This window comes from Streptomyces himalayensis subsp. himalayensis (assembly GCF_013778455.1).
In the GTDB taxonomy this organism is placed as follows: Bacteria; Actinomycetota; Actinomycetes; order Streptomycetales; family Streptomycetaceae; genus Streptomyces; species Streptomyces himalayensis.
The window spans coordinates 35,971-59,060 of record NZ_JACEHE010000032.1; the positions used below are offsets into that span (position 1 = coordinate 35,971).

General features: G+C 69.4%; 17 protein-coding genes. 5 read left to right on the plus strand and 12 right to left on the minus strand.

Annotation, left to right across the window (positions count from 1 at the left end):
• Window positions 1-195: 195 nt before the first annotated feature.
• A complete protein-coding gene (locus tag H1D24_RS34425) occupies window positions 196-1,680 on the minus strand; it encodes a DUF4192 domain-containing protein (protein ID WP_181661661.1) in 1,485 nt (494 codons plus the stop codon).
• Between the two features lie 132 nt (window positions 1,681-1,812).
• On the opposite strand from H1D24_RS34425, the gene H1D24_RS34430 reads away from it, so the two are divergent.
• Entirely contained in the window at window positions 1,813-3,975 is a 2,163-nt protein-coding gene (locus H1D24_RS34430) for a RecQ family ATP-dependent DNA helicase (protein ID WP_181661662.1), read from the plus strand.
• Between the two features lie 220 nt (window positions 3,976-4,195).
• Window positions 4,196-4,816, plus strand: a complete 621-nt coding sequence (locus tag H1D24_RS34435) for a hypothetical protein (RefSeq protein ID WP_181661663.1) — start codon at window positions 4,196-4,198, stop codon at window positions 4,814-4,816.
• Window positions 4,817-5,355: 539 nt separating this feature from the next.
• Here H1D24_RS34435 and H1D24_RS34440 read toward each other — a convergent pair.
• The 3 genes from H1D24_RS34440 to H1D24_RS34450 form a co-directional block, all read right to left on the minus strand.
• The gene (locus H1D24_RS34440) at window positions 5,356-6,015 is read right to left on the minus strand and encodes a hypothetical protein (protein WP_181661664.1); all 660 of its coding nucleotides are present in this window, start codon (window positions 6,013-6,015) and stop codon (window positions 5,356-5,358) included.
• A gap of 68 nt (window positions 6,016-6,083) precedes the next feature.
• Complete coding sequence (gene rnhB, locus H1D24_RS34445) at window positions 6,084-6,785, minus strand: ribonuclease HII (RefSeq protein ID WP_181661665.1); 702 nt, start codon at window positions 6,783-6,785, stop codon at window positions 6,084-6,086.
• Between the two features lie 276 nt (window positions 6,786-7,061).
• Complete coding sequence (locus tag H1D24_RS34450) at window positions 7,062-7,697, minus strand: TetR/AcrR family transcriptional regulator (RefSeq protein WP_181661666.1); 636 nt, start codon at window positions 7,695-7,697, stop codon at window positions 7,062-7,064.
• A 150-nt stretch (window positions 7,698-7,847) separates the two neighbouring features.
• Here H1D24_RS34450 and H1D24_RS34455 point away from each other — a divergent pair, with 150 nt between their 5' ends.
• The gene (locus H1D24_RS34455; protein ID WP_181661667.1) at window positions 7,848-9,404 is read left to right on the plus strand and encodes an MFS transporter; all 1,557 of its coding nucleotides are present in this window, start codon (window positions 7,848-7,850) and stop codon (window positions 9,402-9,404) included.
• Between the two features lie 219 nt (window positions 9,405-9,623).
• On the opposite strand, the gene H1D24_RS34460 is transcribed toward H1D24_RS34455, so the two are convergent.
• The 4 genes from H1D24_RS34460 to H1D24_RS34475 form a co-directional block, all read right to left on the minus strand.
• Window positions 9,624-11,420, minus strand: coding sequence for a DUF4153 domain-containing protein (locus H1D24_RS34460; RefSeq protein ID WP_181661668.1), 1,797 nt, complete (start codon window positions 11,418-11,420; stop codon window positions 9,624-9,626).
• Between the two features lie 157 nt (window positions 11,421-11,577).
• On the minus strand, window positions 11,578-12,486 hold the full coding sequence (locus H1D24_RS34465) for an ADP-ribosylglycohydrolase family protein (RefSeq protein WP_181661669.1): 909 nt from the start codon (window positions 12,484-12,486) through the stop codon (window positions 11,578-11,580).
• 12 nt (window positions 12,487-12,498) lie between these two features.
• Complete coding sequence (locus H1D24_RS34470; protein WP_181661670.1) at window positions 12,499-13,158, minus strand: histidine phosphatase family protein; 660 nt, start codon at window positions 13,156-13,158, stop codon at window positions 12,499-12,501.
• Window positions 13,159-13,280: 122 nt separating this feature from the next.
• On the minus strand, window positions 13,281-13,886 hold the full coding sequence (locus tag H1D24_RS34475) for a YdbC family protein (protein ID WP_181661671.1): 606 nt from the start codon (window positions 13,884-13,886) through the stop codon (window positions 13,281-13,283).
• A 180-nt stretch (window positions 13,887-14,066) separates the two neighbouring features.
• Between H1D24_RS34475 and H1D24_RS34480 the strand changes: the two genes are divergently transcribed.
• Window positions 14,067-14,594, plus strand: a complete 528-nt coding sequence (locus H1D24_RS34480; protein WP_181661672.1) for a TerD family protein — start codon at window positions 14,067-14,069, stop codon at window positions 14,592-14,594.
• A 67-nt stretch (window positions 14,595-14,661) separates the two neighbouring features.
• Here H1D24_RS34480 and H1D24_RS34485 read toward each other — a convergent pair whose 3' ends face one another.
• Window positions 14,662-17,559: a vitamin B12-dependent ribonucleotide reductase gene (locus H1D24_RS34485; RefSeq protein ID WP_181661673.1), complete on the minus strand. Its 2,898-nt coding sequence runs from the start codon at window positions 17,557-17,559 to the stop codon at window positions 14,662-14,664.
• Window positions 17,560-17,719: 160 nt separating this feature from the next.
• A complete protein-coding gene (gene nrdR / locus H1D24_RS34490) occupies window positions 17,720-18,274 on the minus strand; it encodes a transcriptional regulator NrdR (RefSeq protein ID WP_181661674.1) in 555 nt (184 codons plus the stop codon).
• 513 nt (window positions 18,275-18,787) lie between these two features.
• Between nrdR and lexA the strand changes: the two genes are divergently transcribed.
• A complete protein-coding gene (gene lexA / locus H1D24_RS34495; RefSeq protein WP_181661675.1) occupies window positions 18,788-19,573 on the plus strand; it encodes a transcriptional repressor LexA in 786 nt (261 codons plus the stop codon).
• A gap of 308 nt (window positions 19,574-19,881) precedes the next feature.
• Here lexA and H1D24_RS34500 read toward each other — a convergent pair whose 3' ends face one another.
• Window positions 19,882-21,891 (minus strand): ATP-dependent DNA helicase, encoded by a 2,010-nt coding sequence (locus H1D24_RS34500; RefSeq protein WP_181661676.1) that lies wholly within the window; start codon window positions 21,889-21,891, stop codon window positions 19,882-19,884.
• Window positions 21,892-22,084: 193 nt separating this feature from the next.
• Window positions 22,085-23,083, minus strand: coding sequence for a GNAT family N-acetyltransferase (locus H1D24_RS34505; RefSeq protein WP_181661677.1), 999 nt, complete (start codon window positions 23,081-23,083; stop codon window positions 22,085-22,087).
• Between the last annotated feature and the right edge of the window lie 7 nt (window positions 23,084-23,090).

A 23,090-nucleotide genomic window follows, 5' to 3' on the forward strand; every position in this document is an offset into this window, starting at 1 on the left:
CTCGGCTTCCTCCTCGATCATGGCCTGCCCGATCCTGCCGCCGCGTACGGCACGCGACCGCGATATCCACCTCGGTCGGCCCGATCTCACCCACGGGGCACCTCGGGAGGCACATAGCGTCACGGTTTCGGGCGGGGCTTCGGGGTGGCGCCAGGCCTCGGCGGGACCGCGGTTCCCGTTCGGTCGCGTGCTCATTCATTGGTCGCTGCGCGCAGTGCGCCGGCCGATGCGCCGCTGGACAGGGGGTCGAGTGTTCCGGGTGCTCGGCTGGCCGGCTCGATTGCCCTTCGCCCGGGGGCTGCCCCCGCTTGCTCCAGGGCTGCCCCCACGTCCTGGCCTACGGCGCCGATGGTTCGGCCCCAAGGGCAGGGCGGGGAGGCTCAGGCCCGAGGTCTGCGCAGGGGGCGCCGGCCTCGGCGAGCGGGCGGGCGAGTCGGACGGGTCCTGCAAGTCGGACGGGTCCTGATCGGGTTGCAGGGCCGCCGCCTCCCGTTCGGCGCGCTCGCTGCGCAGACAACGGCGGATGGACTCCGGGTCCAGGCCTTCGTTGCAGGCCCGGTGCAGCAGGACGGCGAACGTATACCCCGGGTCTGCGCCCAGGGCCATGGCCAGCGCCTCTCGGGCTTCCAGCTCGTCCCCGAGCGACCAGGCGACCCAGCCTGCGAGCGTCAGCGGCGCCGCGGCATGCTCGCCGTAGGGACCGACGCAGCGGCGCGCCAGCGCCCTCCAGAGACGCAGAGCCGCGAGTGCCTCGTCGCCCTCCATCCACTCGGCTGCCTGATCACGCGTCGTCCGCTCCTGCAGTCCGAGGATCAGTGCCGCCGCCTCGTCGTGTGCGATGAGTTCGTCGTCCCTGAGATCGGCTCGGTAGGGGCCTCCGACAGCCGGGGTGTCGGCGAGTCGGCCGATGATCCGGCGGGCTAGATCAAGGGTCTCCGCCGCGACCTTCGGACCGTCCGCTTCGTCCAGGATCCGGGGGACGAGCGCCATGACAGCTGCATCGAGGGCTCGCTCCTGCTCCTCAGCTGTTGCTTGGGTCCCCCAGGGAACGAGCCTGGCCCTCAGCTCGCGAAGGGTGCCGCGCACCTGCATGCCCGCGTAGGTGGCGGCAGCCGCCAGGACCGAGGTGCCGGGAATACCGAGCGAGACGCCTTCCGGGGGACAGCAGCGCTCTCCGGGGCAGCAGTACGACCAGGAGCGGCCGCCGGAGATGCACAGCGCCTCCACCACAGGGACATCGAGACCACCGCATGCCGTGCGCAGCAACTGCGCGAGCGGCCGCAGACGTTCCATGACCTGCTGTCCCGACTCGGCCCCCACGGGGTCCTGACAGAGGAAGGCGACCATGCCCTCGGGCCGGGCACCGCGCCGCTCGCTGCCCGTCACAAGGGACTGGGCCAACTGCTCGGCGACGGCGGGCCAGTCCTCCTCGCGCTGAGGGATACCTAGTCGCGCACGAGCGCCGAAACGTCCGCGCCCGTTCCGGTCGTGCACCGTGACCAGCACGATGCTGTCCTCCGGCCGGTATCCGAGCAAGTAAGGCAGCGCATCGGCCAGTTCGGACGCGGTGCGCAGCGTGATCTGCTGGTCGGCGGCCAGATCTGCGGACTCGCCGTGTCCGACAGGAGTCGTGAGGTCGCCAGGTCCGGAGGACCCTGTGGAGTCGTTGTGATTCGTCATGCGCCGACTTTCCCGCGGATCTCAACGTTCCGGTTTCCCCTGTGGATAACTCCAGTCAGGAACACGACAGAAGTTGTCCACAGTCCAGCGGACCGTTCGCGCGATGTCCGACCCATCGGGTTGCATGGGGGCATGAGCAACGAAGAACTGCGTACGGCGGCTGATGCCGTTCTCGCCCGTCTCGTCGGTGACCGGACGGGAGGCGCCCGGCTCCGCGAGGACCAGTGGCGGGCGATCGAGGCGCTCGTCGCCGACAAGCGCAGGGCTCTGGTCGTGCAGCGCACGGGCTGGGGCAAGTCCGCCGTGTACTTCGTCGCGACCGCGCTCCTGCGCGAGCGAGGCAGCGGCCCCACCGTCATCGTGTCCCCGCTGCTGGCGCTGATGCGCAACCAGGTCGAGGCAGCCGGGCGCGCAGGCATCCGCGCTCGCACCATCAATTCGTCGAACACGGAGGAGTGGGACGTCATTCAGGCCGAGGTGGCCGCGGGCGAAGTCGACGTCCTCCTGGTGAGTCCGGAGCGCCTCAACAACCCCGATTTCCGCGATCATGTACTGCCCAAGCTGGCGGCGGCGACGGGCCTGCTGGTGGTCGATGAGGCGCACTGCATCTCCGACTGGGGCCACGACTTCCGGCCCGACTACCGACGGCTGCGCACCATGCTCAGCGATCTTCCGGCGGGAGTCCCCGTGCTGGCCACCACCGCGACGGCGAACGCGCGCGTGACGGCCGATGTCGCCGAGCAGCTCGGCACCGGCGGCAGTGCGGACGCGCTGGTGCTTCGCGGACCGCTCGACCGGGAGAGCCTCAGCCTGAGCGTGCTCGGACTGCCCGACGCCGCGCACCGCCTGGCCTGGCTCGCCGAGCATCTCAGCGAGCTGCCGGGCTCGGGGATCATCTACACGCTCACGGTCGCGGCCGCCGAGGAGGTCACGGCCTTCCTGCGCCAGTGCGGTCACACGGTCGCTTCGTACACCGGGAAGACGGAGAACGCCGACCGACAGCAGGCCGAGGACGATCTTCTCGCCAACCGCGTGAAGGCACTGGTGGCCACGTCCGCGCTGGGCATGGGCTTCGACAAACCCGACCTCGGCTTCGTCGTCCACCTGGGTTCGCCCTCCTCCCCCATCGCCTACTACCAGCAGGTCGGGCGCGCCGGCCGCGGCGTCGAGCATGCAGAGGTGCTGCTGCTTCCGGGCAAGGAGGACGAGGCCATCTGGAAGTACTTCGCGTCGATCGCGTTCCCGCCCGAGGAGCAGGTGCGGCGCACGCTCGACGCCCTGTCCCAGACGGACCGGCCGTTGTCGCTTCCCGCGCTCGAGCCTCTTGTGGAGCTGCGCCGCTCCCGGCTCGAAACGATGCTCAAGGTCCTCGATGTGGACGGTGCGGTGCGTCGGGTCAAGGGCGGCTGGATCTCCACGGGCGCGCCCTGGACGTACGACGCCGAGCGCTATGCGTGGGTCGCCAAGCAGCGGGAAGCCGAGCAGCAGGCGATGCGCGAGTACGCCATGACGACCGGTTGCCGGATGGAGTTTCTGAGAAGGCAGCTGGACGACGAGGAAGCGGCTCGTTGCGGGCGTTGCGACATCTGTGCCGGAGCTCGGTTCAGCGATGCCGTGTCTCCGGCAGCGCTGGCCGCGGCGCGCGGTGAACTGGGGCGAGCGGGCGTCGAGGTGGAGCCCAGAAAGATGTGGCCGACCGGTCTTGAAGCGGTGGGCATCAGCCTCAAGGGACGTATCCCCGCGAGTGAACAGGCCGCCGTCGGCCGGGCTCTGGGGCGGCTCTCGGACATCGGCTGGGGCAATCGGCTACGGCCCATGCTCGCTCCACGGGCTCAGGATGGGCCAGTGCCCGACGATGTGGCTAAGGCCGTGGTGGGCGTGCTGGCCGACTGGGCGAAGGGGCCCGGCGGTTGGGCGCCCAGTGCACCCGACGCCCAGGCTCGTCCGGTCGGCGTCGTGACGATGGCGTCTCGCACGCGACCGCAGTTGATCCAGTCTCTTGCCCTACGGATCGCAGAGATCGGCCGCCTTCCCCTGCTGGGCTCCGTGGAGTACTCGCCCGGGGCCGAGGCCCTCCATGCGTCGCGCAGCAACAGCGCGCAGCGGCTCAAGGCTCTGAACGGTGCTCTCACCGTGCCCCCTGAACTGGCTTCGACTCTCGCAGAGGCTCGCGGCCCTGTTCTGCTCATCGACGATGCGACAGAGACCGGTTGGACGCTGGCGACAGCCGCACGACTCCTACGGCGGGCCGGGGCAGAAGCCGTTTTGCCGCTCGTCCTTGCCGTACAGGGATGACGAGGGCATCGGTACGCAGCCCTGGCCAGGGATATAAGGAGCGAATCGTCCCATTTCGATCAGCGGTCTCAATTGCTCGTTGCCGCAAGGCACTGTGCCGGGAAGAATTGGACTCGCTCCCGCATGGCCCTCTTCGCTGTGAAAGGGCTTTCCGCGGTGCGCTCCCCCAAGCCCGATCCCCACCCCGCCCCCGCGTGGGCGCGTAGCCGAAGGGAGGACCGTGACCTTCGGATTCGCTCCGTCCACTTCCGCTGCGGCGTCTGCCGCGATGGCCGTCGACTCCGCCAGCCGACTTGCCCGGATGCTTGAGCCGGCCGAATGGGCATCTGCAGGCATACCGCTGTTGCGCAATCCACGTGAGGTCGTCAACGGCCTGCATGTCCGGCACCGTCCGACACCCGCGACCGCTGTGGTGGCCGTACTGGATCCGGACGAGCGGCTCACGGCGAGCGCCTCCTTCAACCGGCGCTCATCCGCGACGGACGGCTGGGTGTTCCGCAATGCGCTGCTCTCACAGCTGCGCCGCGTCATCCCGCATGATCTTCGCCGACGCACGCCCGTCCGCACCGCCGTGCTGCTCTACTGCCGCGAGGGCGATGCCCGTTGGACGGAGGAGGACGGGGCCTGGATGTGGGGGCTGCGCGACGCGTGCACGCTGCACGGGCTGCGGTGCGGCGCATACATCACATTGACGCATGACGGCTGGCAGGTGTTGGGCGAGGGTCGCGGCGGCCGTCGGCCCAACGCCACCTCGGCACCGACGGCGTTCGCCGAGGAGCCGCCGATACCGCGCATGGGCGGCGCGGCGTCCGATGTGCTCCGCCGGGCGGCAGCACGCTGAAGCAGCACCGCAGTGAGGCCACTGTGACAGCCGCCATGTGCTGACCGGCAGGCAGCATCATCGTCGTCATCACCCGGGCCATACTGGCCCCGGAAGCAGCGAAGGCTGGAGAGGGCGGCCGCGGGAAACCGCCAATTCCCCACCGGCCACTGCCGCGAGTCGAGTCGCCCACTCTCCACACCATCACAGTGGGAGCCGGTGACATTGGACGCCGCTACGGCTGCTCAACGCCGAAGCCGGACGGAAACCGCGGAACTCGGTCGCCGACAACGGCGTCATCACGGTCACCGACAGCCGCCTCTGGGTCCCGCATCTCGACCCGCGCGGCCCACAGTGAGCGACCAGGATCCGGCGGTGAGTGAGCAGCGCCGCCGCCTCGGGTGCCACCCGTGCAAAGACATCCCTCGGGGGGCAACCTCGGGGCACCCCTCGGGAACACTCCGCGCAAACACACCCTCATGGGCATCGCACATGGGCATCGCACATGAGCGTCCCGCATGAGCATCCCGGCCGTGGCTCCAGCCGGACGGCGGGGCGGGTCAGACCCCGGCGCCCAGCACCGCGTTGATGCGCTGCGGGTCACCGCAGACAACAAGCAGGGCGCCGGCCCGGCCATGCGCCAGCGGTAGTGCAGCGGCCGCGGCCTCGTCGGAGCCTCCGTTGACCGCGACGACGACCACCGGGCGGGACGCGACGCGGCCGGCGGCCGAGGCCTCGGCGTAGAAGACGTCGTCACCCGCGTCGTGCTGAGCCCAGTACGCGGCCTCGCCGAAGGACAGCTCATGGGCCGCCCACGGGTGCGACTCACCCGTGGTGATCACCAGGATGTCCCCGGGCGGGCGCCCTGACTCGAGGAGCAGGTCGACGGCTTCCTCCGCAGCGTCCAGCGCGCCCTCGGCCGAGGCCGGGATCAGCTGAATCTGCGGCGACGCGGACGTCGGGGAAGGCGCAGGAGTGGAAGGAGAAGACGGCGATGACGCCGGGGCGGACGTCCCCGGCTTGGCAGCCGACGACTCGCGCGACGTGCGTTGCGCGGGCGGCATCGGCCGGACAGGGCCCGGGCGACCGGGGCGCGGTGCAGCCGCGGGGCGCGGGCCGGGTACGGGGCGGGGGGTCGGCGCGGTACGGCTGCTTGCCGAAGAGGCGCGGGGACCCTGGGCACTCTCGTGAATCTGAGGCTCCTCGGGAATGAGAGGCATGGGCTGATGTTTATCAAACGCCGTTGCGGCTCGCGTCGGCGGGTGGCACATGGGTGCGAAGGGAATCGTCAGAAATCGAAGCCGAGCTGCCCCTCGATCTCCGGAACGCTTCCTTCCACCCAGGTACGCGCCTTCTTGAGGTGCCGCCACCGGGGCAACGCATCAAGATACGCCCACGAAAGCCTGTGGTGGGGGGTGGGGCCCCATTCCTCCAGCGCGGCCCGGTGCACCGGGGACGGATAGCCGACGTTGGCCGCAAAATCGAAGTGTGCATGGTCGATGCCCAGTTCGGCCATCATTTTGTCGCGCTGAACTTTGGCGATCACGGATGCGGCGGAGACGGCCACGCAGGACTGGTCGCCCTTGATCACCGTACGGACCCTCCAGGGAGCGCCCAGGTAGTCGTGTTTCCCGTCGAGAATGACCGCGTCGGGCCGGACCGGCAGCGCCTCGAGGGCGCGTCCTGCCGCCAGCCGCAGCGCTGCTGTCATCCCCAGGTCGTCGATCTCCTCCGGGGAGGCGTGACCGAGGGCGTGGGCCGTGACCCAGGAGACCAACTCCGTGGCGAGCTCGGTGCGTCGCTTGGGAGTGAGCAGCTTGGAGTCGGTCAGCCCTTCGGGTGGGCGACGCAGTCCGGTGATCGCCGCGCAGACGGTCACCGGGCCGGCCCACGCACCGCGCCCGACTTCGTCGACACCGGCGATGATCTTCGCTCCGGTGGTGGCTCTCAGGGAGCGCTCGACACGGTGGGTGGGTGGTTCGTAGGGCATGGCGCACAAAGCGTACGCCGCCCGGAGCCCCGCGCAACACCCAGGTCAGGGAAACGGAGCGACCCGCATACGTGACACACCGGCGAGGCCCCCGTGCTCCCCTGCACACAGGCGCACGCAGACAACCGCCACGACGCCGTCACCGCAGTCCGCTCGCCATGACACCGGCAGTGCACGCCCCGCATCACCCGCCGTCCGGGCGCCGCGCCACCGGCAGTCCGCGCCCCGCATCACCCGCCGTCCGCGCCCCGCATCACCCGCCGTCCGCGCCCCGCATCACCCGCCGTCCGGACGCAGCAGCGGCATCATCACCCGGTCGATCATCTCCTCGATGTCACGCTCGCCCCATTCACTTCCGCACATCTTGGAGCGGTACATCATCATCGCCGGGATGACATCGCACACATAGTCGTCGACCGCTCCGGAACGGACCTCTCCCCTCTCCACCCCGCGGCGCACCACCTCCTTGATAAGACCGACCGTCGGCTCGACAACGCCTTCCAGGATCACGCCATGAAACCGCTCAGCGGCAGCCCCATCGCATTCGTGAATGATCGAGCGAAGAGCGAATCCAGGTGGTGAGTACATCGCCTCACGCACCTCACGGCACAGCTCCAGCAGATCCTCACGGACACTTCCGCGGTCCGGCGGGGCATCCAAGGTCGACAGTCCTGCCTGGAGTGCGTCCGCGACCAGATCCTCCTTGGACGGCCAGCGGCGATAGACAGCCGCCTTGCCTGTCTGCGCGGCCGCGGCGACGCCCTCCATCGTGAGCCCGTTCCAGCCGACCGTGCCGAGCTGATCCAGGGCGGCCTCGAGAATCGCCCGTTCCAGCACGGGCCCACGCCGACGCAGGGAGGTCGCCGGGGAGGCCGCCTGAGCGGGAGCGGCCGTCCAGCGCGAAGTAACCATGTGCATCTCTCCGATGTGCGGGTGCAGCAGCCTACGCAAACAGGCGCCTGGGCAGCATCTTCAGTGAACGGTTGCGTTCACTGTGGGGGACTCACTACCGTTGGCGCGACAGTGAACGCCAGCGTTCACTAACGTTCTTGTGGGGGATCCATGACTACCTCTCAGTTAATCCAGGACCCGAAGCCGGGGGCGGCTCGCCGGGAGGGGCGCCCCGGCATAGCCCTGACGGTCATCGCGGCCTGCCAACTCATGGTGGTACTCGACGCGACGATTGTGAACATCGCGCTCCCGCACATCCAGGATGCGCTCAAGTTCTCGACGACCGATCTCACCTGGGTCGTCAGCGCGTACACCCTGACCTTCGGCGGCCTGCTGCTGCTCGGCGGCCGTGCGGGCGACATCCTCGGCCGGCGCCGGGTCTTCCTGACCGGCATCCTCGTCTTCACCCTCGCCTCCCTACTCGGCGGACTGGCCCAGGAACCCTGGCAGCTGCTGGCAGCGCGCGCCCTGCAAGGCGTGGGTGGCGCCATCGCCTCGCCCACATCGCTGGCCCTGATCACCACTACGTTCCCCGAGGGGCCCGAGCGGAATCGGGCCTTCGGCGTCTTCGCGGCGGTGTCCGCGGGCGGCGGCGCCATCGGCCTGCTGGCGGGCGGCATGCTCACCGAGTGGCTCGACTGGCGCTGGGTGCTCTTCGTCAACGTGCCCATCGGTGTGCTGATAGCCGTGCTGACCCCGATGTACATCAACGAGTCCGAGCGCCATCCGGGACGGTTCGACATCTCGGGCGCGCTGACGTCGACAGTCGGCATGGCCTCCCTCGTGTACGGGTTCATCCGGGCCGCCGAGGAGGGCTGGAGCGACAGCCTCACGCTGGGGTCGTTCGGAGTGGCGGTGGTGCTGCTCCTGGCCTTCGGACTCATAGAGAGCCGGGCCAGGGAACCGATCACTCCGCTCAAGATGTTCGCGGACCGCAATCGTTCCGGCACGTATGTGATCATGCTGAGCCTGGCAGCGGCGATGTTCGGCATGTTCTTCTTCATCGTGCTCTTCGTGCAGAACGTGCTGGGGTACACGCCGATCGAGGCGGGCCTCGCCTTCCTGCCGGTGACGGTCGCGATCGTCACGGGCGCGGGTCTGTCGCAGCGCCTGCTGCCGGTGCTCGGCCCCAAGCCGTTCATGCTGGGCGGCTCGACGCTTGTCGTGCTCGGGCTCGGCTGGCAGACGTTCATCAGCCCCGACAGCTCGTATCTCAGCGGTGTGCTCGGCCCGATGCTGCTGTTCGGCTTCGGTATGGGGCTGAACTTCGTCACACTCACCCTCACCGCTGTCTCGGGCGTCGGCCAGCACGAGGCGGGTGCGGCATCGGGTCTGCTCAACGCGACCCAGCAGGTGGGTGGTTCGCTGGGTCTGTCCATTCTGACCACGGTGTTCGGTACGGCGAGCCGGGACGAGGCGAAGCCGCAGCTCCAGGACTTCATGGCGAACGGCTCGGCGGAACAGAAGGCGGCGTTCGCCAAGTCCGGTCAGCTGCCCCCGCCGTGGAGCCACGAGGTACTCGCCCACGGCATCTCGACCGCCTTCATCCCGGCCGTGGCGATGGCCGTACTGGCCCTGGTCACGGCAGCGCTGGTGATCCGGGTGCGCAAGAGCGACCTGGAAGCGCTGGCCGGCACAACCGGGACAGCAGGGCCCTCGGGAGGCTGACAGAGGTAGCCCCCCTCGGACGAGAGACGCAGCCCCCACTCGGACGAGAGACGCGTTGCGGTAAGACGTGGGTGCCGGGCCGTACACAACGGCGCAACCGGCCCGGCACCAGCGGACGCCTCCGCGGACAGCGGACTCCTCCGCGCACCAGCGGACTGCTCCATGCCCAGCGGACTCTTCCGCGGAGCAGCGAGCTCCCCAGTGGCTCCAGCGCATTCGTCAGCGGTACATGAGGTCCTGCCGTATCTGGTTGCAGGTCTCCCAGTTGTCGGTCAACGGCCGATCGTCGAGTATCCGCCGGGCTCGGGCCTGGCTCCAGCTCGTCGCATACCAGGGTCCGTCGCCGTCCCGGAGGTCCTCGGCGATGCTCTGTAGCACGCAGGAGCGCAGCGGTTCCTCGAGCTGGTCGAGGGCCGGTACGGCGTCGGCGGACAGCCCTCGCGCGTACTCGAGGTCGAACTTGCCGGTGTCCTCATAGCGCTGGACGTTGCGCTCCGCGATCAGGCCGTCGGGAGACAGCAGCCCGAAGGCGAGCACACCCGCCGCGGCGCTCGCAGCGACGACGCGCGGCAACCGGCCGGCGCCCCACACTCCGGCGGCCATGATCAGGAGGATGACGAGGCCGAGCCAGAGCTCCACGGCCACCACCGAGATCCTCAGCCGCGTCAGTCCATACGCCTCCACGTACATGTCCATGCGCCGCACCGCCGACGCTACGACAACGAGCGTGAGAACACAGAGAGTTCCCAGAACCCCCCGCACCAGGCCTCGATCGCCCGGTGTCCCACGCGGAGCCCAGCGCAGCGCGAACACGATGACGAGCAGCGTGAGGAGGGTGGCGATGAGCAACTGCCAGAACCCCCGGCGCGCATACGCCGCATACGTCAGGCCCGTCTTCTTCAGTACGGCGTCGTATCCGCCGAAGAGAACGGCGAGCTGGACGGCGTTGAAGGCCGCGAACAGCACGTTGAGCACGATCAGCGGCAGCGCCCACTCGACGCGGCCGCGGGCCCGGCCAGGGGCGACCTCGATCCGGTCCCAGTGAAGCGGTGCGGCGGCCGTGTGGGCGGCAGCCAGCGCGCCGACCACACCGAGGGCGAGAAGCAGCAGGCGCCAGGGCCCGTCCGCGACCGATACGTCGGGCATCAGATCACCCAGCACGTCCGCGAAGGCGGCGTCGGCCGAGGCGAACAGGGCGCCGAAGACAAGCAGCAGACCAGCGGTCACCACGGCGACGCGCACCACGGAGCCGAGATTGCCCCGGGAGCCGCCGGTCCGGTCGCGCAGACCGCGCCAGCCCCAGGACAGGCCCGTGAGGAGCGAGGTGAAGACGCCGAACGGGCCGAGCAGCACGCCGGGCCAGGTGCGCGAGCCGTGCAGCGCGAGCGAGCCCAGCGCCAGAGCGGAGACGACGGCCAGGAAGGACGGCAAGTCGGCGTCGCGCAGGGCGGGCACGAGCAGCAGGACGAGCCCGCCGACGGCCCACGCCACCGTCCATGGGCGGGGCCGGCGGCCTGCGGCCTGGGCGGCGAAGAAGGCGCCGAGCGCGGCCGGGATCGCGATGATGAGCAGGTTGAGGGCCACACCGTCGCCCAGCAGCAGCATGCTGAGGACACCGGTGGCGAGCACCGACCAGAGCGTGGCTACGCGGATACGCGCGGGAGGCTCGCCGCGCAGGTGCTCGAAAGAGGGGCCGCCGTCGGGGAGCGGGGCGCCCCAGTCGGAGTCGTAGTGCGTGGCGACGGCATCCTCCTGCTCCCCTTCGCCCCCGAGCTTCCCCGTGGCTCCAGGGGCCCCGCGGCCTCCAGGCTTCCCGCCGCCTCCGGGCTCGACTCTGCCTGGAGGCACCCCTCCCTCTGCTTGCTCCGCTTCATCAGCCGGCTGCCCTTCACGCGTCGGCTGCGGTTTGGACGGTCTGTCGGACACGGGACCCCCTCCCGACCGGTCGCGAAAGGCCCACGCGCGCGTGGCGGTGTCAGTCGGCGACCTGTGTCTCGTTCGGCGCACGCCCGACATGATCAACAGGCGGCGTGGCCGAAAGGCTAACCCCGCACGTGACGGAAGGAGACCCGCCGAGCGTACTGTGGCATGACCGTGACAGTTGGCCCATCGGAAGGCATCAGGCCGACGAACAAATCAGGTCGCTGCGCGGGGTCCGCCGGGCCCCATGCTCTCAGGGCGCCGCGCCCGTCCCCCAGGCCGGCAAGTCCTCCGTCCGGTTCAGCCATTCCGCCGGTGGCGCTCCCGCCTTGCACCCGGCGATCACGCCGCCCACGATGGCGCAGGTCGTGTCCACGTCGCCGCCCGCCTGGGCGGTGTTCCAGAACGCGTTCTCGTAGTCGCCGAGGCCCCGTGCCGCCGACCAGAGCGCGAACGGCACCGTGTCATGGGCCGTCGTACGGCGCCCGCAGCCGAGCACCGCGGCGACCGTCGCCGTGTCGCCGTAGTCGAGCATGTCCCGGGCCCGTCGAAGCCCGGCCCCGACGGCGCTGCGCGGCACCAGGGCGATGACGCCGTCGAGCAGCGACTCGGGCGTGGGAGGGCCCGAGGGATCCGCCGCCAGCGCTGCCGCCGCGGCGACGGCCATGGCGCCCACGACGGCCTCACGGTGCTGATGCGTGGGGTAGGCCGAGATCTCCGCCTGGTGCGTGGCCTGCTCGGGGTCGTCCGCGTACCAGGCGCCGAGGGGCGCGATCCGCATCGCGGCGCCGTTGCCCCAGGAACCCTGCCCTTTGAACAGCGCGGCGGACAGCTCGCGCCAGTCGCCGCCCTCGCGGATCTGGCGCAGCAACCGGTTCACCGCGGGCCCGTAGCCGCGGTCGAAGTCGTGGTGCTCCGCGAACGACTGGGCCAGCGCGTCCTGGTCGATCCGGTGATGCGCGGCCAGGACGGCCACGATGGAGCACGCCATCTCGGTGTCGTCCGTCCACTGCCAGGGGGCGGGAGGCAGCTCGCGGCGCTTGAGCAGCGGATAGTTCGCAGGCACGAAGAACTGCGAGCCCAGCGCGTCTCCAACAGCGAGTCCGCGCAGGCTGGCCAGAGCGCGGCCCAGGCGCCCGTCGGGAGAGGAGTCAGCGGTCATCTCGCCGCCACTTTATCCGGTGATCCCGTACGGCTCCGGTTCGCGCCAGCGATCGAACGGCCGGTCCAGCGTGTACTTGCCGTTCTCCCCGAGAACGAGCATCCGCGTCTCGCCGTTCCCGGGATTCGACAGGCACTCGAACTCGGCCACCGTCCAGTGGAACCAGCGCATGCAGAACAGCCGCATGGTCAGACCGTGGGTGACGAGCAGCACGTTCGGGGGATGGTCCGGCGCCTCGAAGCTGCGGAACAGGCTCTCCAGGAACGCCCCCACCCGGTCGTACACGTCGGCGCCCGACTCGCCCTGCGCGAAGCGGTAGAAGAAGTGGCCGTAGGCGTCGCGATAGGCCTTCTGCAGGCGTACGTCGTCGTGGTCCTGCCAGTTGCCCCAGTCCTGCTCGCGCAACCGCGGTTCCTCACGGATCCGTACCAGTTCGGGGTCCAGGCTGAAGGCGCTGAGGGTCTCATGGGTACGGCGGTACGGCGACACGTACACGCTGACGCGTTCCCGGCCGAACAGTTCCCGTAGCCTGTCGCCGGTCTCCTCCGCCTGGCGCCGGCCCGTCTCGGTGAGCGCCAGTGCGTGGTCCGGCTCGCGCTCGTACACGGTGTCGTCGGCGTTGCCCACCGACTCCCCGTGCCGCACGAGGACGATGCGCCGTGGTCGTGCCATGTTCAAACCCTAGATCGATGTCCGGCGGTCGAGCACATGTACGGACCAACCGGCGTACGCGTCATAGCTCAATGCCACGGGACGACACCGTCCACATCACACATCCGCATCGCCGATCCACATCACACGTTCCACGAGGGCTCCAGCTCCACGATGTCGCCGGCCAGGGCCGCCACATCCGCGTCCGTCTGGGCCCGCAGGGCAAGGCGTTCCACGCGTTCGACGCGGTACTTGCCGTGTTCGGCGGCCGACTGCCACATCGACAGCACCAGGAACTCGTGGTCGGGCGCCTCACCGAACAGGCCCCGCACCATTCCCGGAGAGCCGGCCATGGCGGGGTTCCACACCTTCTCCTGCATCAGCGCGAAATGTTCGACGCGGTCCGCATGGACGCGGCAGTGAGCGACGCGCACCACGTCGGCATCCGTGAACCGGGGTTCGAAGCCGGTCTTCACATCGAACCGGTGGTCGAAGAGCTTGACCTGGGCGTCCTTGAAGGTGCCCGACTGGGCGGCGGCGAGCCGGTCGTGGGAGCGTGCCATGAACGAGTCGTAGAAGGTCCGGCTCTCCCAGAAGGCGAAGACATGGGCCACCCCGGGCCTCAAGCGGCTCCAACCCCCGCCCTGCCCACGGAAACCCGGCTCCCCCGGAAGCCCCGCCCATTTCCGCTGCCCCCGTTCAAAACCGCGGCGGTCCACCACGGTGCAGCGAATCCACTTGACCAGCACCGCGCCATCGTAAGGCCAGGGAGCACGGCCCCGGTCGCTCTCAGTCGGAGGATCCTTCCAACGGCCATGACGTCTACGGCTGTTGACCACCGCACCCAGGGCGCGGAGGAACCATACTGGACACCAGACGTAACAGACGGACAGGTACGGCCGCAGGCCGAATTCGGGAGGGCAGGTCTCTTGGCCAGTCTCAACAAGGGACTCAAGAAGGTCGAAATACGGCTCCGGTGGGACCCCAGCCCGCTGGGCCGTCCGCCACACGACCTCGACATCATCGCCGCGACGTACACGGCGGAAGAACCGTACGGAAAGCCGTCGTACGTCGTGCACTTCGGCAGCCGGTCGCCCGACGGCACCATCACGCTCAGCCGGGACAGCCGGACCGGTCAGGGCTTCGGCTTCGACGAGGTGATGGTCCTGGAACTCGAGCGGCTGGCGGCCGGGTACGCGCGCGTGGTGGTCGGTGTGATCATCCAGCAGCGCAGCGGCGACCGGACTTTCCAGGACATCGCCAACCCGCGCGTGGTGATCACAGAAGGCCATACGGAGCTGGCTGCGGACGACCTCGCACGGGTCGCAGACTCCACCGCGGCCACCGTCGCGGAGTTCGCCCGCGATGCCTCCGGGGAGTGGGAGCTCCGCGAGGCGCTGCGCGGCTTCGACGGGGATCCGGAGTCGTTCGCCGCCGTCATGGGCAGCCGTTCGTGATCTACGGGAACGCCGTGAGGGGCGGCACGGCCGGTGGCCGTACCGCCCCTCACGGGCTCTGGGTCAATCAGCTGCAGCCGCTGGTCGAGCCGCAGCCCTCGCAGATGTAGCAGGAGCCGGCGCGCTGCATCTTCGTGCCGCAGGAGAAGCACAGCGGGGCGTCGGCCTGGATGCCCAGCTGCATCTCCACCAGCTCGGCGCTGGTGTGCGCCTGCTTCGGGGCGGGCTTGGCCGCCTCCTCCTTGGGCGCGGCGGCCACGGCCTTCAGCTCCTGTGCCCGCGGCGCGGACTGGGCCAGGCCCTCGACGTCCATCTCGGCGTCGTCGATGGACTGCTCGTACGAACCGGTCTCCAGGTGGCGCTGGCGCTCCTCGGCCGAGTGGATGCCGAGCGCCGAGCGGGTCTCGAAGGGCAGGAAGTCCAGCGCCAGGCGGCGGAAGATGTAGTCGACGATCGACTGCGCCATCCGCACGTCCGGGTCGTCCGTCATACCGGCCGGCTCGAAGCGCATGTTGGTGAACTTCGAGACGTACGTCTCCAGGGGCACGCCGTACTGCAGACCGACGGAGACGGCGATGGAGAAGGCGTCCATCATGCCCGCGAGGGTGGAGCCCTGCTTGGACATCTTCAGGAAGACCTCGCCGAGACCGTCGTCCGGGTAGGAGTTGGCGGTCATGTAGCCCTCGGCACCGCCGACCGTGAAGGAGGTGGTGATGCCGGGACGGCCCTTGGGGAGGCGCTTGCGGACCGGGCGGTACTCGACGACCTTCTCGACCGCGGTACGGATCGTCTCCTCGGCCTTCTCGGTGATCTCGGCTTTCTCCTGCTCCTTCTTCTTGGCGGAGAGGGGCTGGCCGACCTTGCAGTTGTCGCGGTAGATGGCGAGGGCCTTGACGCCCATCTTCCACGCCTCGAAGTAGACCTCTTCGACGTCCTCGACGGTGGCGGTCTCGGGGAGGTTGACCGTCTTGGACAGGGCGCCGGAGATCCACGGCTGGATGGCGGCCATCATGCGGACGTGACCCATCGCGGAGATGGAGCGCTCGCCCATGGCGCAGTCGAAGACCTCGTAGTGCTCCGTCTTCAGGCCGGGGGCGTCGATCACATTGCCGTGCTCGGCGATGTGGGCGACGATCGCCTCGATCTGCTCCTCCTGGTAGCCCAGGCGGCGCAGGGCCTGCGGGACGGTGCCGTTGACGATCTGCATCGAGCCGCCGCCGACGAGCTTCTTGAACTTGACCAGCGCGAGGTCGGGCTCGAGTCCGGTGGTGTCGCAGGACATCGCGAGACCGATGGTGCCGGTCGGGGCGATGACGGACGCCTGCGAGTTGCGGAAGCCGTTCTTCTCGCCGAGGCGGATCACGTCCTGCCAGGCCTCGGTGGCGGCGGCCCAGATCGGCGTGTCCAGGTCGTCCATGCGGACGGCCGTGGCGTTGGCGTCGGCGTGCTGCTTCATGACGCGCTGGTGCGGCTGCGCGTTGCGGGCGTAGCCGTCGTACGGGCCGACGACCGCGGCGAGCTCGGCGGAACGCTTGTACGAGGTGCCGGTCATCAGGGAGGTGATGGCACCGGCGAGCGCGCGGCCGCCGTTCGAGTCGTACGCGTGGCCGGTCGCCATCAGCAGGGCGCCGAGGTTGGCGTAGCCGATGCCGAGCTGGCGGAAGGCGCGGGTGTTCTCGCCGATCTTCTGGGTCGGGAAGTCCGCGAAGCAGATGGAGATGTCCATCGCGGTGATGACGAGCTCGACGACCTTCGAGAAGCGCTCGACGTCGAAGGACTGGTTGCCCTTGCCGTCGTCCTTCAGGAACTTCATCAGGTTCAGCGAGGCGAGGTTGCAGGACGTGTTGTCCAGGTGCATGTACTCGCTGCACGGGTTCGAGCCGTTGATCCGGCCGGACTCCGGGCACGTGTGCCAGTGGTTGATGGTGTCGTCGTACTGGATGCCCGGGTCGGCGCACGCCCACGCGGCCTCGGCCATCTTGCGGAAGAGCTCCTTGGCGTCGACCTCCTCGATGACCTCGCCGGTCATACGGGCACGCAGGCCGAACTTCTCGCCGTTCTCGACGGCCTTCATGAACTCGTCGTTCACACGGACCGAGTTGTTGGCGTTCTGGTACTGGACGGAGGTGATGTCCTCGCCGCCCAGGTCCATGTCGAAGCCCGCGTCGCGCAGCGCGCGGATCTTCTCCTCTTCCTTCACCTTGGTCTCGATGAAGTCCTCGATGTCCGGGTGGTCGACGTCGAGGATGACCATCTTGGCCGCCCGGCGCGTCGCGCCACCGGACTTGATCGTTCCGGCGGAGGCGTCGGCGCCGCGCATGAAGGACACCGGGCCGGAGGCGTTGCCGCCCGAGGACAGCAGCTCCTTGGAGGAACGGATACGGGAGAGGTTCAGGCCGGCACCGGAGCCGCCCTTGAAGATCATGCCCTCTTCCTTGTACCAGTCGAGGATCGACTCCATGGAGTCGTCGACGGACAGGATGAAGCACGCGGAGACCTGCTGCGGCTGCGGGGTTCCGACGTTGAACCAGACGGGGCTGTTGAAGCTGAAGATCTGGTGCAGGAGGGCGTACGCCAGCTCGTGCTCGAAGATCTCGGCGTCGGCGGGCGAGGCGAAGTACTTGTAGTCCTCACCGGCCTTCCGGTAGGTCTTCACGATGCGGTCGATGAGCTGCTTGAGGCTCACCTCGCGCTGCGGGGTGCCGACGGCACCGCGGAAGTACTTGCTGGTGACGATGTTGACCGCGTTCACCGACCAGAAGTCGGGGAACTCGACGCCACGCTGCTCGAAGTTGACCGAGCCGTCGCGCCAGTTGGTCATGACGACGTCACGGCGCTCCCAGACCACCTCGTCGTACGGATGCACGCCGGGGGTGGTGTGGATGCGCTCGATGCGCAGCCCCTTGATCACCTTGGCACCCTTCGCTCGGGAACCTCGTGCCGGGCCACTCGCCGTCTCTGTCATGCCGCCTCCCTGTATCGGGCTAAAACGCCCTGAAGTGCCTCGTTCTTCCCGTGGCACGGTGTCTGTCTTGTATTGCGGGCGCCGCTCTTGCCGCCCACAACAGGTCTTTGATCGCCGCCGATCTCGGGGGCCCGCCGGTCCGCCCGGCCGGGCCTGCCGGTCAGTCGGCGGCAGCGGCGGGCACGGGGACTTCGGCAGTCCCTCCGGACCCGCGGTCGGTTGCTTCGCGTCCTGCGCCCGCGCACTGCGCGTTCGCGGCGGGCTGCTGTGCCGGGTTCTCCCTCAGCTCCGTGATGGCGGCCTCGAAGTCCTCGAGCGAGTCGAACGCCCGGTACACGGACGCGAAGCGCAGATAGGCGACAAGGTCGAGTTCCTGCAGCGGGCCGAGAATGGCCAGCCCCACGTCATGGGTGGTCAGCTCGGCACTGCCGGTGGCGCGCACGGCCTCCTCGACCCGCTGGCCGAGTTGGGCGAGGGCGTCCTCGGTGACAGGCCGTCCCTGGCACGCCTTGCGCACGCCGTTGATGACCTTGGTGCGGCTGAAGGGCTCCGTCACCCCGCTGCGCTTGATCACCATCAGCGAGCAGGTCTCCACGGTCGTGAACCGCCGGGAGCAGTCGGGGCACTGGCGGCGCCTGCGGATCGACGTGCCGTCGTCGGTGGTACGACTGTCGACGACTCGGCTGTCGGGGTGCCTGCAGAAGGGGCAGTGCATGACTTCCAACCCTCCTTCACAGCAGACTCAATAGCCCCAAAAGGCGTCACACGCCCCTCGAAGCAGCCCCAAGCATAGGCGATGCCGGAGGCCCCGAAAGACCAGGGACCACAACCTCTGGGCTACGACTGCAATCCAACCACTAGATCTGGGGTTTGGGCGCACTTTCGGCTCTATCGCGTGTCGCATCGCGAAGTGACAGGAGGTTCGCGCAGGTATCGCTGCACGTCGGGTCGCATGTCGCGTCCGCGCCGCACGGAATCCGGGTCGATGCCCGGGCGGCCGGAGCCCGGATGGCAGACTGGAGGCCCCACAAGGGGCGCTCGATCCCGGCGGTGAATCGTAGCGGATTGAACCCAAATGCCTGACACGCCGGGCGACAGCCATACACCCGGACCCATGATCAAGTGCGGCAATACGCGATATTTCACTCGAACGTGTGTTTGGCGCAACCTTTCGAAAGCAACTACCGTTGTCCAGCCAGGGAGAACATCTCGAGAGGGGCCGACCGACGTGACCACCACCGCAGACAGTGCCACCATCACTGCCCAGGACCGCTCCCAGGGCCGACTCGAGCCGGTGCATGCCATGAATGACGCAATCACAAACCAGGAGGGGCAAAAGCCCGCCCGCTCCCTGCCGGGCCGACCTCCAGGCATCCGGGCGGACAGCTCGGGGCTCACCGACCGGCAGCGGCGGGTCATCGAGGTCATCAGGGACTCCGTGCAGCGGCGGGGTTACCCGCCGTCGATGCGCGAGATCGGGCAGGCGGTCGGCCTCTCCAGCACCTCTTCGGTGGCTCACCAGCTGATGGCTCTGGAGCGCAAGGGCTTCCTCCGCCGCGACCCGCACCGCCCACGCGCGTACGAGGTCCGAGGCGCCGACCAGCCGACGGTCCAGCCCACCGACACGGCGGGCAAGCCGGCCGCGTCGTACGTACCGCTGGTCGGCCGTATCGCGGCCGGTGGCCCGATCCTCGCCGAGGAGTCGGTCGAGGACGTGTTCCCGCTGCCCCGCCAGCTCGTGGGCGACGGCGAGCTCTTCGTCCTGAAGGTCGTCGGTGACTCCATGATCGAGGCCGCCATCTGTGATGGGGACTGGGTGACGGTCCGCCGCCAGCCGGTCGCCGAGAACGGCGACATCGTCGCGGCGATGCTCGACGGCGAGGCGACGGTCAAGCGCTTCAAGCGCGAGGACGGCCATGTGTGGCTGCTCCCGCACAACTCCGCGTACCAGCCGATCCCCGGTGACGAGGCGACGATCCTCGGCAAGGTGGTGGCGGTGCTGCGGCGGGTGTGACACTCCGCCCCTGACCGGGCCCCGGGACCAACTGCGCCGGTCCCGGGGCCCTGCCCTTTTTGCGGCTAAACCTCTGCCTCCCCCAGACTCCGTCCGGGGGGACCCCCACTCGCGGAGCTGGTTGCTCGCCGTTGGGGTTCCTCAATTGATGATTGCGGTAGGTGGGCGGATGAATGCCTGGCCGGTGCCCTCGCGGCGTGGTGGTGCACCGGCTGAGTGATGGCCGGTGTGGCGCACCGCCTGTGCGGCCATGGGCCCACTGGGCCTCCGCCTGTGCAGCCGCGGCCGCCGCCGGAACGGGCCAGGGCCTACTGGGCCTCCGCCTCGGCGGCCGCATCGGCCTTGGCGACCGCATCGATCGCTGCCAGTGAGCGGCGGATCTGGTTGCGGTCCGTCGTGTACCAGAAATCGGGCAGGGACGCTTTCAGATAGCTGCCGTACCGGGCCGTGGCCAGTCTCGAATCCAGTACGGCGACCACTCCGCGGTCCCCCGACGCCCGTACGAGACGCCCGGCCCCCTGGGCCATCAACAGCGCCGCATGGGTTGCCGCGACGGCCATGAAGCCATTGCCGCCGTTGTCCTCGACGGCCTTCTGCCGGGCGCTCATCAGCGGATCGTCGGGGCGCGGGAAGGGGATCTTGTCCATGACCACCAGCTGACAGCTGGGACCCGGGACGTCGACACCCTGCCAGAGCGACAGCGTGCCGAACAGGCAGGCCTTCGGATCGGCCGCGAAGTTCTTGATCAGCTCGCCGAGGGTCTCCTCTCCCTGCAGCAGTATCGGGAACTCGGGGATGCGGGCCCGCAGCGCCTCGGCCGCGGACTGGGCGCCGCGCATGGAGGAGAACAGGCCCAGCGTGCGGCCGCCCGCCGCCTGGATCAGCTCGGTGAGCTCGTCGAGCATGTCACCGCGCTCGCCGTCCCGCGCGGGACGGGCCAGATGCTTGGCGACGTAGAGGATGCCCTGTTTGCGGTAGTCGAACGGCGATCCGACGTCGATGCCCTTCCATACGGGCAGATCCTCGTCCTCATTGCCCGGTGTTCCTGCGATGCCTTCGGGGGCCAGGCCCAGCGAGGCCCCCACACCGTTGAAATCGCCGCCCAGCTTCAGCGTCGCCGAGGTCAGGGTCACTGAGCGGTCGGCGAAGAGCTTCTCGCGGAGCAGGCCGGACACGGACATGGGGGCCACCCGCAGCGAGGCACCGAAGCGGTCATGGCGTTCGTACCAGACGACGTCCCACTCGGAGCCGTTCGTGATCCGCTCCGCCACGTCGTGCACTGTCTCGACGGATGCCAGGGCCTGCTTGCGCACCGCGTCCTCGTCCTGGACGGACTTGTCACGGGTGGTCCCGAGAGCCGAGATCACAGTGCGGGCGGCATCGCGCAGCGCCAGCAGCGCATAGCCCAGATCCTCGGGGATCTCCTCCAGCCGGCCCGGAAGGGCCAGCTCCATCAGCCGCTCGAAGCCCTCGGCGGCGGTCTGCAGCTGATCGGCCGCCTTCTCGTTCACCAGCTTGGCGGCGCGGCGCACCGCACGGTTGACCTGGCCGGGAGTGAGCTCGCCGGTGGCGACGCCCGTCACCCGGGAGACCAGTTCGTGGGCCTCGTCGACGATGAGCACCTCGTGCTGCGGGAGGACCGGCGCGCCCTCGATCGCGTCGATGGCGAGAAGCGCGTGATTGGTGACGACGACCTCGGCGAGCTTCGCGCGCTCGCGCGCCATCTCGGCGAAGCACTCGGCGCCATACGCGCACTTCGAGGCGCCCAGGCACTCCCGGGACGACACGGACACCTGCGACCAGGCCCGGTCGGAGACGCCCGGGGTGAGGTCGTCGCGGTCGCCGGTCTCCGTCTCGTCCGCCCAGTCCCGCATTCTCAGCAGGTCCTGGCCGAGCTTGCTGGTGGGTGCGGCCGCCTCGAACTGGTCGAAGGGGCCCTCCTCCTCATCCTGCGGCATGCCCTCGTGGAGGCGGTGCAGGCAGAGATAGTTCGAGCGGCCCTTGAGCATGGCGAACTCGGGGCGGCGCCGCAGCAGCGGATGCAGCGCCTCGACCGTACGCGGAAGGTCGCGCTCCACGAGTTGGCGCTGCAGCGCCAGGGTGGCCGTCGCCACGACGACCCGGTCCCCGTGCGCCAGCGCGGGCACCAGATAGCCCAGCGACTTACCGGTGCCGGTGCCCGCCTGGACGAGCAGATGCGAGCCGTCGTCGATCGCCTGGGCGACGGCTTCGGCCATGGCCACCTGGCCAGGCCGCTCCGTGCCGCCGACTGCGGTGACAGCGGCGTGCAGGAGTTCGGGGAGTGAGGGCTTCGTCATAGGCCGTCCACCCTAGTGCGTGGCTCTGACAGTCCCGGCCAGGAGACGGGACGCTGCCATGGCCTGTTCGAGCGTCGGGCACAGGTGGGTGCCGCAGGCCGCCCGGACCTGCCTGGACTCGATCTGGACTGGATCAGGAGGGAGCCCCGACGCCGGCCGCGGCGAGGGCGGAGAGGATCGCGCCTACCGCGGATCACGCGGGGTCGCGATCGCGGACCATGAGTGCGGCCCGCTTGCCGGGGAGGTCGACCTCCGCGGAGAAGCGGAAACCGGCGTTCAGAAACGCGGCGACGGAGGGAACGTTGCGTAGATCGGGTTCGGCGATCACGCGGGTGCATGGGAGACGGTGGCCGAGCACGAGATCGGCGACGGCTCTCAGGAGGGCCGTGCCGAGTCCTCGGCCGCGGTGGGCGACACCGCCGATGAGGAGGTGGACTCCGGTGTCGTGCGGGCGGGCGGGGTAGTAGCGGGCGACCGGGTCGAGGTCCGCGCGGTAGATCTCCCAGTAGCTCATGGGCGCGCCGTCGAGCACGCCGAGACAGGGCACGCTCCGTCCGTCGCCTTCGATCTGGGGACGCAGATGGGCCTCCGTGACGGTGTCCGGGCCGTCCAGCTCCCAGAACGCAGCAACGGCCGGATCGTTCATCCAGCGGCTGATGAGCGGCAGATCGCGCTCGATGCGTACCGGTACGAGCCTGAAGACTCCTGCGGGTGTGCTGGTCGGGCCCCAGTCGGCGATGTGGTCGAGCAGATCGTCGTCGGCGAAGGCCGCGAGGTCCGCCGGCATGGGCTGCGTGATGCGCTGTGTGCAGGCATGCGCCGCGCCATGCATGTCGGCGTGCCTGCCGCCGTGCATGTCTCCGTACCTGTCGGCAGGAATTCTGACGCCGACGGCCGACGGGGGCTCCGCACCGTTTGCGGTGGCCCCTGCTCCCCTGGCGGGCTCATCGACGTCGTCGCCCTGGACGGCCTCGGTGAAGGTGGCGATGACCTCATCCGGCAGGCGCAGGTCCAGTGTGTCCTGGCTGTTCGCGTCCGATCCGGGTTCCTCGCCCATGCCTCCACCCGTGCCGGTCCCGGTCTCGGCCCTGATGTCGGCCGCGGTGGCAGAACCTCTCTCCATACCGGTCCCCGGGCCGGTCTCGGTGGCGGTGGTGACACCGGCGTCGGTGCTCGCATCGGTGGGAGCCATGGCGACG

Coding starts and splice junctions, on each gene's coding strand:
- H1D24_RS34425 (WP_181661661.1), bottom strand. CDS start 1,680: ATGACGAATCACAACGACTCCACAGGGTCCTCCGGACCTGGCGACCTC.
- H1D24_RS34430 (WP_181661662.1), top strand. CDS start 1,813: ATGAGCAACGAAGAACTGCGTACGGCGGCTGATGCCGTTCTCGCCCGT.
- H1D24_RS34440 (WP_181661664.1), bottom strand. CDS start 6,015: ATGCCTCTCATTCCCGAGGAGCCTCAGATTCACGAGAGTGCCCAGGGT.
- rnhB (WP_181661665.1), bottom strand. CDS start 6,785: ATGCCCTACGAACCACCCACCCACCGTGTCGAGCGCTCCCTGAGAGCC.
- H1D24_RS34450 (WP_181661666.1), bottom strand. CDS start 7,697: ATGGTTACTTCGCGCTGGACGGCCGCTCCCGCTCAGGCGGCCTCCCCG.
- H1D24_RS34455 (WP_181661667.1), top strand. CDS start 7,848: ATGACTACCTCTCAGTTAATCCAGGACCCGAAGCCGGGGGCGGCTCGC.
- H1D24_RS34460 (WP_181661668.1), bottom strand. CDS start 11,420: ATGTCGGGCGTGCGCCGAACGAGACACAGGTCGCCGACTGACACCGCC.
- H1D24_RS34465 (WP_181661669.1), bottom strand. CDS start 12,486: ATGACCGCTGACTCCTCTCCCGACGGGCGCCTGGGCCGCGCTCTGGCC.
- H1D24_RS34470 (WP_181661670.1), bottom strand. CDS start 13,158: ATGGCACGACCACGGCGCATCGTCCTCGTGCGGCACGGGGAGTCGGTG.
- H1D24_RS34485 (WP_181661673.1), bottom strand. CDS start 17,559: ATGACAGAGACGGCGAGTGGCCCGGCACGAGGTTCCCGAGCGAAGGGT.
- nrdR (WP_181661674.1), bottom strand. CDS start 18,274: ATGCACTGCCCCTTCTGCAGGCACCCCGACAGCCGAGTCGTCGACAGT.
- H1D24_RS34500 (WP_181661676.1), bottom strand. CDS start 21,891: ATGACGAAGCCCTCACTCCCCGAACTCCTGCACGCCGCTGTCACCGCA.
- H1D24_RS34505 (WP_181661677.1), bottom strand. CDS start 23,083: ATGGCTCCCACCGATGCGAGCACCGACGCCGGTGTCACCACCGCCACC.